The following is a 15628-nucleotide window of genomic DNA, read 5'->3' on the forward strand; positions in this document are numbered from 1 at the left end:
GACAGCCCCATGCAGCCCCAGAACCTTGCCCAATCCGTCGTTCTCCGCGCGCCAAGGCTGCGTGCGGCTTCGCTGGCAGCGGCCGCCGTCACGGCGCTGGCCGCCTGCGGCGGCGGAGGCGGCGGCGACAGCACGCCCGCCACGCCCGCCGCCGTGCAGACCCGCCTGTGCCCGGCATCGCTCGACTACTCCACCACCTTCACCGGCGGCACCGGCTCGGGCGAACTGGTGAAGGTGCAGGTCGATACGACGAAGAAGACGTGGCAGGTCACGTTCCTGGATTCGTCGGTGCCGCGCAAGACCGGCACGGTGCAGCCCACGCGCAGCGATCCCACCAACGGCCAGAACGTGATGAGCGGCACGCTGCAGGCCGAGACCGGGCTGCCCACGGAAAAGCTGAACCAGTGCGCGTTCCAGCTCGTCGGCGCAAGCCTGGACCCGAACCGCCCCGCCAAGCTGTTTATTGGCGAGGGCGTGGTGGGCGGCACCATCCCCGGCGCACGCATCCAGTTCAACGGCGTGCTCGGCGCGGGCGCGGTGCCCGACACCACATTCCCGTACTTCCAGTTCATCGGCTTTGCGCAGACCGAAACGGACCTGTCGAAGATTGCCGGGCAGTACAACGGCACGGGCTTTCATGAAGTGCCGTCGAAGAACTTCCTGACCGTGGCGCAGGATTACCGCATGGCGCTGGCCGCAGACGGCTCGTTCACCGTCTGCGACAACGCCAGCGGCACCTGCGAGAAGAAGGGCAACAACTTCGTGCCGCAAGCCAGCGGTGCGCTGCTTTCCACCAACTACAAGGCGGAGAGCCAGCCGCCCACGCTGGGCTCGACGCTCGGCCACGTCTACCTGATCGTGGGCAAGCTGCGCGGACAACTGGTGCCGATCATGATCCGCGTGGGCTACGCCAATGACTCGCTCGCCAACGGGCCGCTGGGCGCCGACGACGAAATCGGCATCGGGATGATGTCGCCGGCGGTGGCGATCACGCAGGGGACGGTCAACGGCGAGTACGTAGGCGTGGACAGCAACTTCGACTACCGCACCACCGCGCTGGTTGACGCTGCCGCCACCATGCTGGACCCGTTCCGGCCGGCCGACGCCTCGCTGGCCATTCCATACAAGCTGGACTACTCGCAGGTCGTGCCCGGCGTGGTGACCACCACGCGCCGCGACGCGGCGGCCGGCTCTGGCCCCAAGGGCAAGCTGATGTTTACGGGAGGCGTGTTCGGCTTCCTCGAATCACGCGACAACGGCCCGTACTTCACCGTAGGCGCCTTCGTGCAGTAAGCGCATGCCACAACACGCCCGGGCCATTGCAGCCCGGGCAGATGAATACCGACCAATGACCGGGGACACATGATGAACACTCTGCGCCTTACCCTTTCCATCCTGCTCGCCAGCCTGGCGGTCCTTGCCGCGCCCGCGGCCCACGCCCAGAAGAAGGGCGACAACGTAGTTTCGGCCGGCTGGTTCAACATCCAGACCCATGGCCAGAGCGGCCCGCTCACCACCACGCTGCTCGATGCGCCCATCAACTACCCGCTGGGCCTGCCGACAACCTTTACGGCACCCGGCAGCAGCCTCTCGTCGTCCAACGCCAATACGGTGGGCCTGACCTTCAGCCACTTCTTCACCGATCACATCGCACTCACCGCCGTGGGTGGCATTCCGCCGGAATTCAAGATCTACGGCCACGGCGAACTGATCCCGCCGGGGCCGGCCGGGGCGCTGGGGCACCAAAGCCTGGGCGACCCCTCGCTCAACCCGATCATCACCAAGGCGCGCCAGTGGAGCCCGGCGGCGATGGTGCAATACCACTTCCTCGAACCTGGCACGCGCTTCCGGCCATTTGTCGGGCTGGGGGTGTCATATAACTTCTTCACCAACATCACCGTCAATCCGGCATTCGCGGATTCGGTGAACAACAATCTCGGCGCGATCCTGGCCGCAGGCGCCGGCATTCCCGGGCCTACCTCGGTAAGCGCGGATGCTTCCTCGTCGTGGGCGCCGGTGTTCAATCTGGGCGGCACCTATAACTTCGACGACCATTGGGGGGTGACGGCGGCGGTGACCTACATTCCGTTGAAGAGCACGTCGACGATGACGATCAAGGCGGCGAACGGGACGACGTTGTCGACGTCGAAGACGACGCTGGAGCCGAATCCGGTGATTTTTTTCCTGGCGGCTTCGTATAAGTTCTGAGGTGCACGACAAGAGCACATCAGCCTGCCACCAAAGGTTCTTCTTCGCCGATTTGTGGGGCTCGGGTCTTGGAGGGGCCGTTGCTGGTGCGCCTGAGGTTTAGTGGCTGCGGCTGGCCCCTGTCGAGGGTCGACGGCCTCAGGTTTCGCCCCTGAAGGGGCGACCTACTTTGGGGGCCGTCTAAAAGGGAGTCGCCGGCTACGCCGGCGAAACAGCCACGCCTCCAAGAACCCAATCCCGTGATCCCGCGAAGAACCATAAAAAAGCGAGGCGCCAAAGCGCCTCGTTTTTTTGTCCTGCGACAGCCGGATTGAACCCTTACTGCGTCACAGCCCCCGACGCCGGCACCGGCGCCTGAGCCACCGGCCCATTCTCATTCAACCCACCACCCAGCGCCCGATACAGATCGATCGAGTTATTCAACCGCAACTGCCGCGCCTGAATCAGCGCCTGCTCCGCGGTGAACAACTGCCGCTGTGCGTCCAGCTCGTCAAGGTAGCTCGCCACCCCGCTGCGGAACCGCACGCGCGCCAGTTCGTAGCGCGCCGCTTCGGCGTTGCGTACCTGCTCCTGGCCAGTCACCTGATCCTCCAGCGTGCCGCGTGCCACCAGTGCATCGGCCACTTCGGCGAAGGCCGTCTGGATGGTCTTCTCGTAGTTGGCGATCTGGATGTTCTTGCGCACGTTGGCCAGGTCCAGGTTGGACTTGTTCCGGCCATAGTCGAAGATCGGCAGCGTCAGCTGCGGCGCGAACGACCACGCCTTGGTTCCGGCATCGAACAGGTTCGAGAACGTCGGGCTGATGGTGCCGATGCTGGTGGTCAGCGTGATGCGCGGAAAGAACGCCGCGCGCGCCGCACCGATGTTCGCGTTGGTGGACAGCAGCTGCTGCTCGGCCTGACGGATGTCGGGACGCTGCTCCAGCAGCTCCGAAGGCAGGCCTTCGGGGATGTCGCTGATGATGCGTTCGTCCGACAGCTGCATCGGCTCTGGCAGGTTCTCGATGGTGCCGATGGGCTTGCCCACCAGCACTTCGAGCGCGTTCTGCGCCTGCGCGCGCTGGCGTGCGAGCTGCGCGGCGGAGACACGTGCCTGCGCCACCAGCGATTCGTTGTCGCGCAGGTCCAGCGCGGAAGTGGCGCCGACGTCGAAGCGCTGCTTGGCCAGTGCGTAGGTGCTCTCGCGCGCCTTGAGCGTGTCGCGTGCGATCTCGTACTGCTCGGCGAAGGAGCGCTCGGACAGGTAGGCCTTGGCCACTTCGGACACCAGCGAGATATAGGCCGAACGGTGCGCCTCTTCGGTGGAGAAATACAGTGCCAGGGCTGCATTGGACAGGCTGCGCACGCGACCGAAGAAGTCCAGTTCGTAGGACGAGATGCCGAGGCTGGCCGAGTAGACTTGCGATACCGCAGGCTGGCCCAGGACCGATACCCCCGTGGCAGCGTTGGTGCTGGCACGGGTATAGCCAGCGTTCGCGTTCACCGTCGGCAGCAGGTCGGCACGCTGTACCTGGTACTGCGCGCGCGCTTCCTCGATGCGCAGCGCGGCGGTGCGCAGGTCGCGGTTGTTCTCGAGCGACGTGGCGATCAGTGCCTGCAGGCGCGGATCGCGGAAGAACTCGCGCCAGCCGATGTCGGCGGCCCGGCGCGTTTCGCCGCTCTTCACCTCGGCCGCGGCATAGCCTTCCGGCGCCGCGGGATAGCTGGTGGCCACCGGCGGGGCGGGGCGGTCGTAATGCGGGGCCAGTGTGCAGCCCGTCAGAACGCCGGCCACCAGCAGCAGTGTGGTCAGTGTCTTGGTCATGTCAGATTTCCTCTTGCGGCTCGTGCCACTTCTGGTCCAGCATGCGCTGGCGGGCGCTGCCTTTGAAGCGCTTGCGCACCACCACGAAGAAGACCGGCACCAGGAAGATCGCCAGCAGCGTGGCGGTGATCATCCCGCCCATCACGCCGGTGCCGATCGCGCGCTGGCTGCCCGAACCCGCGCCGGTGGCGATGGCCAGCGGCAGCACGCCCAGGATGAACGCCATCGACGTCATCAGGATCGGGCGGAAGCGCAGGTGCACCGCTTCGAGCGTGGCTTCGATCAGGCCCTTGCCTTGTGCCTGCAGGTCCTTGGCAAATTCCACGATCAGGATGGCGTTCTTCGCCGACAGACCGATCGTGGCAATCAGGCCCACCTTGAAGTACACGTCATTGGGCATGCCGCGCAGCGTCACGCCCAGCAGCGCGCCGAGCACGCCCAGCGGCACCACCAGCAGCACCGAGAACGGGATCGACCAGCTTTCATACAGCGCGGCCAGGCACAGGAACACGATGATCAGCGACAGCGTGTACAGGATCGGTTCCTGCGAACCGGCCAGGCGTTCTTCGTACGACTGGCCGGACCACTCGAAGCCGAAGCCCGGCGGCAGCTTGGCGAAGTTCTCTTCCATCACGCGCATGGCTTCACCGGTACTGCGTCCCGGTGCGGCCTGGCCCGCGATCTTCACCGCCGGCATGCCGTTGTAGCGCTCCAGGCGCGGCGAGCCCATGATCCACTTCGAGGTGGCGAACGCGGCAAACGCCACCATGTCGCCGTTGCTGTTGCGCACGCGCAGCTTGGTCAGGTCGTCGGGCAACTGGCGGTCGTCGCCGTCTGCCTGCACGATCACCTTGCGCACGCGGCCTTCGTAGATGAAGTCATTGACGTAGTTCGAGCCGAACGCAATCGACAGGGTCGAGTTGATGTTGGCAATGGTCACGCCAAGCGCCTTCGCCTTTTCGCGGTCGATGTCGATCTGCAGCTGCGGCGCGTCTTCCTGGCCTTCAGGGCGCACGCCCATCAGCACCGGGTTCTTGGCCGCCATGCCCAGCATCATGTTGCGCGCTTCCATCAGCTTGGCGTGGCCCTGGCCGGTGCGGTCCTGCAGGCGGAAGTCGAAGCCCGAGGAGTTGCCCAGCTCGGAAATCGCCGGCGGGTTGAGCGGGAAGATGATGGCGTCCTTGATGAAGGACAGCGCGCCAAAGGCACGGCCGACCAGCGCCTGTGCGGTCTCGTTGGCGCCGGTGCGGTCCTTCCAGTCCTTCAGTCGCACGAACGCGATACCGCCGTTCTGGCCGCGGCCGAAGAAGGAGAAGCCGGCTACCGTGATCATCTGGTCCACCACCTTGCTTTCCTTCTGCAGGTAGTAGTCCTCGATCTGCTTGAGCACGCCGATGGTACGGTCCTGGGTGGCGCCATTGGGCAGCTGCACGACGGTGATCATGTAGCCCTGGTCTTCGTCAGGCAGGAACGACGACGGCAGGCGCTTGAACAGCACCACCACGCCGACGATGATGACCGCGTAGATGATCAGGTAGCGGCCCGTGCGCGCCAGGATGCGCGCGACCACGCCCTGGTAGCTGGTCGAGGCGCGCGCAAAGGTGCGGTTGAACCAGCCGAAGAAGCCGCCCTTCTCGTGGTGATGGCCTGCCTCGACCGGCTTGAGCAGCGTTGCGCACAGTGCCGGGGTCAGCGTCAGCGCCAGCAGTGCCGAGAACGCCATCGAGGCGATCAGCGACAGCGAGAACTGGCGGTAGATGTTGCCCACCGAACCCGAGAAGAATGCCATCGGGATGAACACGGCGGTCAGCACCAGCGTGATGCCGACGATGGCACCGGTAATCTGGCCCATGGCCTTGCGCGTTGCTTCACGCGGCGAGAGACCTTCCTCGCTCATGATCCGCTCGACGTTCTCGACCACCACGATCGCATCGTCCACCAGGATACCGATCGCCAGCACCATGCCGAACATGGTCAGCACGTTGATCGAGAAGCCGAAGGCCAGCAGCGCGCCGAACGTGCCCAGCAGCGCGATCGGCACCACCAGCGTCGGGATGAGCGTGGCGCGGAAGTTCTGCAGGAAGAGGAACATCACCAGGAACACCAGCACCACGGCTTCCAGCAGCGTCTTGATCACTTCCTCGATCGATATCTTGACGAAGGCCGACGTGTCGTAAGGCACGGTGTACTCGTAGTCCGCCGGGAAGTTCTTCGAGAGCTCTTCCATCTTCGCGCGCACCGCGGTGGCGGTTGCCAGCGCGTTGCCGGTCGGGGCCAGCTTGATGGCGATGGCCGCAGACGGACGGCCGTTGGTGCGGGCCAGCGTCGAGTAGTCGGCACCACCCAGTTCCACGCGGCCGACATCCTTGATGCGCACCGACGAACCATCCGGGTTGGTACGCAGCAGGATGTTGCCGAACTGCTCGGGCGTGGTCAGGCGGCTTTCGGTCGTGACCGTAGCGTTCAGCTCCGTGCCCTTGGGCGACGGCGTGCCGCCCAGTTCGCCCACGGCGACCTGGATGTTCTGCTCGCCCACGGCGGCGGTGACGTCAAGCGGCGTCAGGTTGTAGCCGGTCAGCTTGGCCGGGTCCAGCCAGATCCGCATGGCGTACTCGGTGCCGAACAGGTCGGCCTGGCCCACGCCGGGCACGCGGCGGATCGAGTCGATCACCTGCGCCGAGACGTAGTTGCCGAGCTGGATGGCGTCGGCCGTGCCGGTCTTGGACGTGACCGTCAGGAACATCATGTAGTTGTTCCCGGCCTTGTCCACGCGCACGCCCTGCTGGCGCACTTCGGCCGGCAGGCGCGCTTCCACGCGCTTGAGGCGGTTCTGCACTTCGACCGAGTTCAGGTCGATGTTGGAACCCGGCGCAAAGGCGATCGTGATCGTGGCCAGGCCCGACGACTCACTGGTCGAGTTGTAGTACAGCAGGTTGGGCGCGCCGTTGAGCTCCTGCTCGATCACCGAGGTGACGGAGTCCTCCAGCGTCTTGGCCGACGCACCCGGATAGGTGGCGGTGACCGAGATCGTCGGCGGGGCGATGTTGGGGTACTGCGCGATCGGCAACTGCACGATCGACAGCAGACCGCCCAGCACGATGATCAGCGCGAGCACCCACGCGAACACCGGCCGGTCGATAAAAAACTTGGCCATAAAACTGGCTCCCTCTTTGTATTGCTCTGGTGTATGCCCTGACTTCAGCCTTGCTTGCCGTCAGACTTGACGGGCTGCGCTTCGGCCTTGGCTTCGGAGGCGGCCTGCTGCTCCGAGGCCTGCGTCGGGGCGCCGGCAGGCTTGAACGGCACGGCCTTGGCGGGCGCGCCGACCTTGACCTTCTGCAGCCCTTCGACGATCACCTTCTCGCCGCCCTTGAGGCCTTCGGTCACCACCCAGCTGTCGCCGATCGCCTGCGGCGCCTTGACCGGCAGCGCGGCTACCTTGCCGTCGGTGCCCACCACCAGCACGCTGGCGCCCTGGGCATTGCGGATCAGTGCGCGCTGCGGCACGGTCAGGGCGTTCTCATCCATGCCCTGCTCGATCTTCACGCGCACGAAGGTGCCCGACAGCAGTTCGCGCTTCGGATTGGGGAACTGCGCACGCAGCGTGATGGCACCGGTGGTCGGATCCACGGTCATGTCCGAGAACAGCAGCTTGCCGGTCTGGTCGTACTCGCGGCCGTCTTCCACATACAGGTGCACCTTGGCGCCACCGTTCATGCCCTTGACCGCGCCGGACTCGATGGCGCGGCGCAGGCGGGTCACTTCCGAAGCGGGCTGGGTGAACGTCACCCAGATCGGGTCGACCTGCTCCACCACGGTCAGCTTGGTGGCTTCGCCCTTGCCGACCAGCGCGCCCTCGGTCACCAGGGCACGGCCGGCGCGGCCGCTGATCGGTGCGGTCACGGTGGTGTAGCTCAGGTTGATCTGCGCGGTGGTCACGGCAGCCTTGGCCGAGGCGATATCGGCATTGGCCTGGCCGGCGGCGGCGACAGCGTCGTCGTACTCCTGCTTGCTGACCGCATTTACGGCCACCAGCGGCTTGTAGCGCTCGGCCTTCTGGCGTGCCGACACGGCGTTGGCTTCGGCGCGCTGCAGCGAGGCCCTGGCGGACGCGAGCTGCGCCTGGTACGGGGCCGGATCGATGCGGAACATCACTTGGCCGGCCTTCACCTCGCCGCCTTCGGTGTAGTTGCGCGACAGCACGATGCCTTCGACGCGTGCGCGCACTTCCGCCGTACGCACGCCTTCCAGGCGGCCCGGCAGTTCATTGACGACGGCAACAGGTGACGGCGTGACGGTAACAACGCCCACTTCAGGCGGGGGCGGGGCGCCGCCTTCGGCCTTCTTCTGGCCGCAGGCGGACAGCGCCAGGACGGACAGCATGGCAACGGCAACGCAACTGATACGTTGGGACTTCCTCATCGATAACCCCATGATGGCAATTTGAGATCTGCCGCATCGTCCCGATCTCGCCCACACGGGCCTGGGTACGACACAGCCCGCCGAGCGAATAGCGGCGGACAAAAGCGTGATGCTAGCCACAAATCGCGGCGTCGCGGTGACGCAAGTGACGAACGGTGACTTTTATGTAACGACTGGCTGGACGGGCGGAGTGAATTGCTTGTGACTGGCGTATCACAGGCCTGCGGGCTGGCCCAAAGCCGGACGAACGCGTATTATATATACATTCAAGCATGTATGTTAAAGCATTGCTCCAATGCGGGTCTTTCTTCACACGGCGCCGTTTTTGTGTGCAATTCCTACCGGACTTTTCCTGAATCCGCGCTTTGCCGTCCTGGACTGAAGCGCGAAGCGGCAAGCCGGGTTACGATGCGGGCCTTTCGGCCCGGGGCGAGAAATCGCCAAGGGTCCGGATAAGTGCAGATAACGACCTGTAGGTGCCAGAGGCACGACGCGTGGCCCTCGGAAGTGCTGCGCCAGGGAGACAGAAACAGGACCGGCCCTCAGGCCGGCACAGAGAAAGACATGGTCAGACGCACCAAGGAAGAGGCGCTTGAAACGCGCCACCGGATTCTCGACGCGGCCGAAGCCGTATTCCACGCCCGCGGCGTGGCGCGCCCGTCGCTGGCAGATATCGCCGAGGCCGCGGGTGTCACCCGCGGCGCGATCTACTGGCACTTCAAGAACAAGAGCGACGTGTTTGCCGCCATGTGCGACCGTGTCCACCTGCCGGTCGAGGCCCTGTGCGACCCCGAGCGCATCGCGCGCCAGGAAGATCCGCTCGGCGGCATCCGCGACATCTGCGCCTTTGTCATGCGCCAGACCGTGGTCAACCCGCAGTGGCGCCGCGTGTTCGAGATCATCTTCCACAAGTGCGAAATGGTGCAGGACAACGGCGCCATCTTCGAGCGCCAGCGCCAGTCGCACCAGGAAGGCCTGATCAAGATGCGCGAACACCTGCGCCTGGCCATGGAGCGCGGCCAGCTGCCGGCCGATCTCGACCTCGACCTGGCCGTCAACGCCTTCCACGCCGCGATTGGCGGGGTGCTGGCGCACTGGCTGTTCTCTCCCGAAGACTTCGACCTCGACGCCAACGCCGAGCGGTTATCGGATGCCTTCGTCGACACGCTCAGGCTCTCTCCAGCCCTGCGCTACGGCTATGTGCCGCGCCCGGTGGCCAAGCTCGACCAGGAACTGTCCACGTTGTGCGAGCAGGCCAAGCAGCAGAAGGCGCTGGATACCGGGGATCTGGTGCCCTGAAGCGTCCTTGCCCCGGAAGCTGTTTCAGAGCGAAGCGAAGCGGTTCTGGCCAGGCGCGCGGCCGCAGACAGTACAAGGGGTACGGCAAGCGAGTTTGGCAAAACCGGCAACGACGCCAGAATCGTTCTGAAACAGCCTCTATCCCCGCATGGCGTCGCGCCAGCGAGCCAGGAATGCGCGCTTGCGCATGGTGTCCTGCGCGGCCAGCAGGCCCGGTCCGACGCTGATCGGCTTGAGCGCGTAGCCGAGCCGCTCGGCCAGCGCGGCGGCGGTGTGCTCGCTGCGCGTATCCGTGCGGATCGTGTAGAGCTGCGAAGCCGACTGGCCAAGCAGCCCCTGGCCGTCGCGCGAGAGCAGGAAGTCCAGCCACAGCCGCGCCGCATTGGGCCGCGGCGCGCGCCTGGCGATAAAGGCGACGCGCGACATCACCAGCGTGTAGTCGCGCGGCGCGATCACATCGATGCCGGCGCCACGCTCCATCAGCGAGAGCGCATACGATCCCAGCAGGTTGTAGCCCAGCACCAGCTCGCCGCTGGCGATGCGCTCGATCATGTCCGCGGTGGAGGCCGACAGCCGCGCATGCGTGCGGCCCAGCGCCTGCGCCAGGTACCAGAACTCGCTGCCCATGCGCGCATCCTGCTGCGCCAGCAGATAGCCCACGCCCGACCGCTCCACGTCATAGGTGACGACTTTGCCGCGCCAGCGTGGCGCGTTCTCCTGCAGCAGGCGCGCCAGGCCGCTGCGGCTGCCGGGCGGCTTCATGCCGGCAAAATGGCGGCGGTTATAGACGATCACCGCCGGCTCGAAGGTGGTGCCCCAGGCCTCGTCGCGCCAGACCGCCCAGCCCGGCAGGCCGGCGCGCTCCGGCGAGGCATAGCGCTGCGCGTGGCCATCGTTGACGAGCTTGATCTGCAGGTCCATCGCCGTGCTCCACAGCACGTCGGCGTGCTCGGCGCCGGGCGCGGTCTGCGCGTTCCCAGGCCTCGCGCTTTCGGCCAGGAAGCGGTCATTCAGCTCGATGGTATTGAGATCCTGGTAGTGGACGCGGATGCCCGGATAGCGCGCCTCGAAGGCGGTGATCAGCGGTTGCGCGACTTCCAGGTCGGCGGAGGCATAGACTGACACCACGCCCTCGCGCAGCGCATTGGCGATGATGGTGTCGTAGCCGGACGGATAGCCGGCGGGTGGCGCAGGCATGGCGGCCTGTGCCCGGGCCGGCCCGGGCAGGCCGGCAAGCGCCGGCGACAGCATGGTGGAAGCCAGCAGGCGGCGGCGCAACGCGGAAACGGGTTCGCTGCTGTCAGCCAGAGGCACGGGCGCTGCGGGTGGGGGTGTCAGGCTCTCAGGCACGATGGGCAGTGAACGGCGGCGGGTATGGCGCTGGCAGGCGCTGGCGCAGTTCCCGAGGGGCGGGGTGCCGGCCACGCGGCACGCGCCCGCACTCGCGCCAGGATCGGCGGGGCGGGGGTATTATAGGCGCCCGCGGCGCATGCGCGACACCGGCAGGAACGCCACGCGCCGCATCGATCAGAACCGGCAGAGGAGGACCGGCATGCGAATTCTGCTGGTGGAAGATGAAGTCGAGCTTGCGCGCTGGGTTGCCCGCGCACTGGAGCAGGGCGGCTTCGTGATCGAGCACGTCGCCGACGGCCTGCAGGCCGAGACGCGGCTGCAGGCCGAGGAATACGACGCGGTCGTGCTCGACCTGCGGCTGCCCGGCAAGGACGGCCTGTCCGTGCTCAAGGGCATGCGCGGGCGCGACGACCGCACGCCGGTGCTGATCCTCACCGCGCAGGACACGCTGGACGAGCGCGTGCGCGGCCTCAACCTGGGTGCCGACGACTACCTGCCCAAGCCCTTCGCCATCGCCGAACTGGAAGCGCGCATCCTGGCGCTGATCCGCCGCAGCCGCGGCCGCGCCCATCCGCGCCTGCAGTGCGGCGCGCTGGTGTTCGACGGCGAAACCCGCAGCTTCACGCTCGACGGCGCACCGCTCGCGCTGACGCCGCGCGAATCCACGCTGCTGGGCGCACTGCTGGCACGCAGCGGGCAGCCGCTCACCAAGGCGCAACTGCTCGACAAAGTGTTCTCGCTCGATGCCGACGTCAGCCCCGACGCCATCGAGGTGCTGGTCTACCGCCTGCGCAAGAAGCTCGCCGGGCACGGCGTCACCATCGTCACGCTGCGCGGCTTCGGCTACCTGCTGGAGCCAGAGGCCAGCCACTAGCCCATTGCCCACCATGGAACGTACGCGCCATCCGATCCTGCTGTGGCGGCGCGGCAGCCTGCGCCGCCAGCTGCTGTTGCTGCTGGTGCCGGCGCTGGCCGCCATGATGGCGATCGACACCTGGCTTACCTACGGCACGCTGCGCGATGCTGCCAACACCGCCTACGACCGCTCGCTGTACGGCTCGGTCCGCACCATCGACAACGCTATCGGCATGGCCGGCGAGAGCGTCCAGCTCACCCTGCCCGACGCGGCGATGGAGATGTTCGAGACCGCGGCGCAGACCCATGTGTTCTACCGCGTCTCGCTGGAGCGCGCCGGCAAGATCGAAACCGTCACCGGCTACGACGACCTGCCGCTGCCCGAGGGCGAGCTGGCCAACAACCAGCCGCGCTTCTACGATGCCGACTACCGCGGCGACGCCGTGCGCATCGCCGCCCTGGCGCGCCCCGTGTACCGCCCGGATGCACACATGCGCGTCATCATCCAGGTTGCCGAGACCGCCGAGCCGCGCACCGCGCTGATCGGCAGCGTCTGGCGCAGTGCGCTGGCGCGCGACCTGCTGCTGATCCTGCTCAGCGCCGGCATCCTGGTCGGCGGCGTCACCTGGGTGCTGCGCCCGCTGGGACGGGTACGCGACGACGTCGAAGCCCGCTCGCCCGACGACCTCACACCGCTCGCCTTCGACCGCGTGCCGGCGGAAGTGCGCCCGCTAGTGGATGCCGTGAATCTCCATGTCTCGCGCTCCGCCGCCCTCGCGCAGGCGCAGGCCCAGTTCATCGCTGATGCCGCGCACCAGCTGCGCACGCCGCTGGCCATCCTGAAGACGCAGGCCGAGTTCGCCCAGCGCCAGCTAGGCGCCGGCACGGCCAACCCCGAGGCCTCGCGCAAAGCCGCCAGCGAAGCCGTCGGCGGCATCGTCACGCAGCTCGAACAGGCAAGCCGGCTGACCAACCAGCTGCTGGCGCTGGCGCGGGTACGTCAGCACCACGACGAACCCGCCGCTCCGGCCACGGATGCCGTCGACATCATCGATGCCGTTGCCGTCGCCGAGCAGGTGGCACTGGACTACCTGCCGCTCGCGCGCGGCAAGCAGCAGGATTTCGGCTGGGAGCCGGTGGCGGGGCTGAAGCTGCCGGTGCGGGCGGATGCCGCGCTGCTGCGCGAGGCGCTGGCCAATCTTGTACACAACGCGATCCAGTATTCGCCGCGCGGCAGCCGTATCACATTGTCCGCGGCACGCGCGGACCAGACCGCCTGCCTGGTGGTGGAAGATGACGGGCCGGGAATTCCGGCCGAGGAACGCGAGAAGGTGTTCGCGCGGTTCTACCGGCGTGTGGGGCATGCGGAGCCTGGCTCCGGGCTTGGGCTGGCGATTTCGCGGGAGATGGCGGCGCGGTTTGGCGGGACGGTGGAACTTGGGGAAGGAATGCAGGGGCAGGGGGTTCGGGCAGTGTTGAGGCTGCCGGTGGGGGAGTAGATTTCGGCTTACTAACCCGAGGTGCCATTCGGATAACTGCTGATTCGCGGCTGGTGGTTGTGGCTTCTATCTGTCGAAGGTCGACGGCCCGGTTTCGCCCTGCCGGGCGACTTCCTTTTTGACGGCGCCAAAAAGGAAGCAAAAAGCGCCTTGCCCGCCGGGCGGGAGTCTTATCGTAGTGAGCTACGGTTTTTGTACGGGTATGGGCTTCAGGGCATAGCTGGACTGCCTGCCGCAGATCGCCAGGGGCAACGCCGGGAAGACCGCTGTCCTCCCGACCTCGTGAGAGCGGAGTGGCTCGGTGATCGAGCCGCGTGCCTGCGGCAAGAGTTTTGGACCATGACGGTGGTGCGCGATTCGCGCTGCGCATGCTGACGGGTATCAAGCTGCGTGCCACTCCCCTCTCACGAGGTCGGGAGGACGGCCTGTCAATGCCTCGCGCCGTCTCGTCACAACGCGGCAGGCATCGTCGCTATGCCCTGAAGCAATTACCCGTACAAAAACGCAGGCAGACTACGATAAAACTCCCGCCCGCCGGGCAAGACGGCGCCTTTTGCCTACTTTTGGGCGCCGTCCAAAATTAGGTCGCCCGGCAGGGCGAAACCGGGGCCGTCGACCTACGACAGAGGCATGCCGCAGGCACCAACCTCACACATGCCCACTACCCAAACAACTCCTCCGCCACCGTAGGATGCACCTGCACCGTCGTGCTCAGGTGCTCCTCCTTCACCCCCAGCCGCATCGCCACCGCGAAGGTCTGGACAATCTCCGGCGCCGCGTTGTCCATCAGGTGCGCGCCCAGCACGCGTCCGCTGCGGGCATTGAGCACCAGCTTGAACATCGACGTCTGTGCGCTGCCGCCGAAGCGATTCTCCAGCGAGACAAAGCGCTTCACGACCGTGCGGATGCGTTCCGGCTTGCCGGCCGCTTCGATCGCCTGCGCCTCAGTAAGCCCGACCGACCCGATGGCAGGCTCGCAAAACACGGCCGTCGGCACGAAATCGAAGTCCGCGCGATCACCACGCCGGCCGAACAGCCGGTCCGCCAGCCAGCGCCCTTGCGCCGTGGCCACGGGCGTCAGGTGCATGCCGTCGATGGCATCGCCGATGGCGTAGATCGAGCGGACGGAACTGCGGAACTGCCGGTCCACCTTGATGCCGCCTCGGTCGCCGAACGTCATGCCCAGCGCATCGAGTCCGAGTCCGTCGACATTGGAGATGCGGCCGACTGCCGCCAGCGCGGCCTGCGCCCGGATCGATTCGGTCTGCCCCGGTTTGCTGGCGGGGCGATAGCAGACTTCCAGCGCGCCGTTGGCCTGGCTGATCAGGTCCACTTCGGCATTCAGATGCAGGCGTACGCCCTTGGCGACCAGCGCCTCCGCGAGCGAAGTGGAGATGTCGTGATCGAAACGCGGCAGCAGGCGGTCGCCGGCGACGATCAGGTCGACCTTCACGCCGTAGCGCGACAGGATCGACGCCTGCTCCACGCCGATATAGCCGCCGCCGATGACCGCCATCGAGGCCGGCACGGTCTGCCAGGTGAAGACATCGTCGGAATTGCTGGCGAGTTCGCCGCCGGGGATCGCCAGCGTGCGCGGCCGTGCACCGGTAGCAATGAGGATGCGGCGGGCGCGGATGGTCTCTTCGCCGATGCGCACTTCATCGGGCGCGGTAACCGTGGCATCGCCGCGGATAATTTCGACGCCGGCTTCCTGCAGGCGCTGCGTGTAGGCAACGTTGAGCCGCGCCACTTCGGCGTTGACGCGCACGATAGCGTCGCGCCAGTCTTCGCGCCCGCCGGTGTGGGACAGGCAACCGGACAGGATCGCGGCCCAGCTGGCGCCGTATGACAGCATCTTCTTGGGCACGCAGCCGCGGTTGACGCAGGTGCCGCCGATGGTGTCGCGCTCGATCAGGATGACGCTGGCGCCATGCGAGGCGGCCCGGCGTGCGCTGGCCACACCAGCGGAGCCACCACCGATCACGACGAAATCCGCCTTGCGGACCTTCGCGGCCTTGCCGCTCCTGCCCGCACGCGCGCGCGGCACCTGTTCGACCGCGAGTTCCGAGCTGACCTGGCGGGCCCGCCGTTGCCCGTTGGCGGGCGTGGCGGGAGTTGTCTGGCGCTTAGTCATCCATGCCTCCTGTCGCGGCGCGTGGCCGCATCGACAACAATCAGACATCAGACCG

At 66.6% G+C, this 15628-nt stretch carries 10 protein-coding genes; 5 read left to right on the plus strand and 5 right to left on the minus strand.

The annotated features are described in order from the left end of the window. Window positions 1-9: 9 nt before the first annotated feature. Together RM96_RS14715 and RM96_RS14720 are read left to right on the plus strand one after the other, a co-directional pair. The gene (locus RM96_RS14715; RefSeq protein ID WP_052279517.1) at window positions 10-1293 is read left to right on the plus strand and encodes a DUF2957 domain-containing protein; all 1284 of its coding nucleotides are present in this window, start codon (window positions 10-12) and stop codon (window positions 1291-1293) included. Between the two features lie 72 nt (window positions 1294-1365). Beyond that, window positions 1366-2208 (plus strand): OmpW/AlkL family protein, encoded by an 843-nt coding sequence (locus tag RM96_RS14720; protein ID WP_039011875.1) that lies wholly within the window; start codon window positions 1366-1368, stop codon window positions 2206-2208. Between the two features lie 318 nt (window positions 2209-2526). On the opposite strand, the gene RM96_RS14725 is transcribed toward RM96_RS14720, so the two are convergent. From RM96_RS14725 to RM96_RS14735, 3 genes are read right to left on the minus strand one after another with little or no spacing between them, the layout of a single operon-like run. After that, window positions 2527-4011 (minus strand): efflux transporter outer membrane subunit, encoded by a 1485-nt coding sequence (locus tag RM96_RS14725; RefSeq protein WP_039011578.1) that lies wholly within the window; start codon window positions 4009-4011, stop codon window positions 2527-2529. Between the two features lies 1 nt (window position 4012). Continuing rightward, complete coding sequence (locus RM96_RS14730) at window positions 4013-7165, minus strand: efflux RND transporter permease subunit (protein WP_039011580.1); 3153 nt, start codon at window positions 7163-7165, stop codon at window positions 4013-4015. Window positions 7166-7209: 44 nt separating this feature from the next. Then, complete coding sequence (locus RM96_RS14735) at window positions 7210-8433, minus strand: efflux RND transporter periplasmic adaptor subunit (RefSeq protein WP_039011582.1); 1224 nt, start codon at window positions 8431-8433, stop codon at window positions 7210-7212. A gap of 564 nt (window positions 8434-8997) precedes the next feature. Between RM96_RS14735 and RM96_RS14740 the strand changes: the two genes are divergently transcribed. Then, window positions 8998-9732 carry a TetR family transcriptional regulator gene (locus RM96_RS14740; protein WP_039011583.1) on the plus strand — a complete coding sequence of 245 codons (735 nt, stop codon included), beginning with the start codon at window positions 8998-9000 and terminating at the stop codon, window positions 9730-9732. A gap of 138 nt (window positions 9733-9870) precedes the next feature. Here RM96_RS14740 and RM96_RS14745 read toward each other — a convergent pair whose 3' ends face one another. Continuing rightward, window positions 9871-10983 carry an ABC transporter substrate-binding protein gene (locus RM96_RS14745; protein WP_193752460.1) on the minus strand — a complete coding sequence of 371 codons (1113 nt, stop codon included), beginning with the start codon at window positions 10981-10983 and terminating at the stop codon, window positions 9871-9873. A 301-nt stretch (window positions 10984-11284) separates the two neighbouring features. Between RM96_RS14745 and RM96_RS14750 the strand changes: the two genes are divergently transcribed. Both RM96_RS14750 and RM96_RS14755 read left to right on the plus strand, forming a co-directional pair. Beyond that, window positions 11285-11959, plus strand: coding sequence for a response regulator (locus tag RM96_RS14750; protein ID WP_039011878.1), 675 nt, complete (start codon window positions 11285-11287; stop codon window positions 11957-11959). Window positions 11960-11972: 13 nt separating this feature from the next. After that, window positions 11973-13439 carry a sensor histidine kinase gene (locus tag RM96_RS14755; protein ID WP_039011584.1) on the plus strand — a complete coding sequence of 489 codons (1467 nt, stop codon included), beginning with the start codon at window positions 11973-11975 and terminating at the stop codon, window positions 13437-13439. A gap of 661 nt (window positions 13440-14100) precedes the next feature. Here RM96_RS14755 and RM96_RS14760 read toward each other — a convergent pair. Further along, window positions 14101-15573 (minus strand): dihydrolipoyl dehydrogenase family protein, encoded by a 1473-nt coding sequence (locus RM96_RS14760; protein ID WP_039011585.1) that lies wholly within the window; start codon window positions 15571-15573, stop codon window positions 14101-14103. Window positions 15574-15628 lie beyond the last annotated feature (55 nt).

It is taken from the genome of Cupriavidus sp. IDO, from assembly GCF_000812465.1.
GTDB lineage: Bacteria > Pseudomonadota > Gammaproteobacteria > Burkholderiales > Burkholderiaceae > Cupriavidus.

Coding starts and splice junctions, on each gene's coding strand:
- RM96_RS14755 (WP_039011584.1), top strand. CDS start 11,973: ATGGAACGTACGCGCCATCCGATCCTGCTGTGGCGGCGCGGCAGCCTG.
- RM96_RS14745 (WP_193752460.1), bottom strand. CDS start 10,983: ATGCTGTCGCCGGCGCTTGCCGGCCTGCCCGGGCCGGCCCGGGCACAG.
- RM96_RS14715 (WP_052279517.1), top strand. CDS start 10: ATGCAGCCCCAGAACCTTGCCCAATCCGTCGTTCTCCGCGCGCCAAGG.
- RM96_RS14760 (WP_039011585.1), bottom strand. CDS start 15,573: ATGACTAAGCGCCAGACAACTCCCGCCACGCCCGCCAACGGGCAACGG.
- RM96_RS14735 (WP_039011582.1), bottom strand. CDS start 8,433: ATGAGGAAGTCCCAACGTATCAGTTGCGTTGCCGTTGCCATGCTGTCC.
- RM96_RS14750 (WP_039011878.1), top strand. CDS start 11,285: ATGCGAATTCTGCTGGTGGAAGATGAAGTCGAGCTTGCGCGCTGGGTT.
- RM96_RS14720 (WP_039011875.1), top strand. CDS start 1,366: ATGAACACTCTGCGCCTTACCCTTTCCATCCTGCTCGCCAGCCTGGCG.
- RM96_RS14740 (WP_039011583.1), top strand. CDS start 8,998: ATGGTCAGACGCACCAAGGAAGAGGCGCTTGAAACGCGCCACCGGATT.
- RM96_RS14725 (WP_039011578.1), bottom strand. CDS start 4,011: ATGACCAAGACACTGACCACACTGCTGCTGGTGGCCGGCGTTCTGACG.
- RM96_RS14730 (WP_039011580.1), bottom strand. CDS start 7,165: ATGGCCAAGTTTTTTATCGACCGGCCGGTGTTCGCGTGGGTGCTCGCG.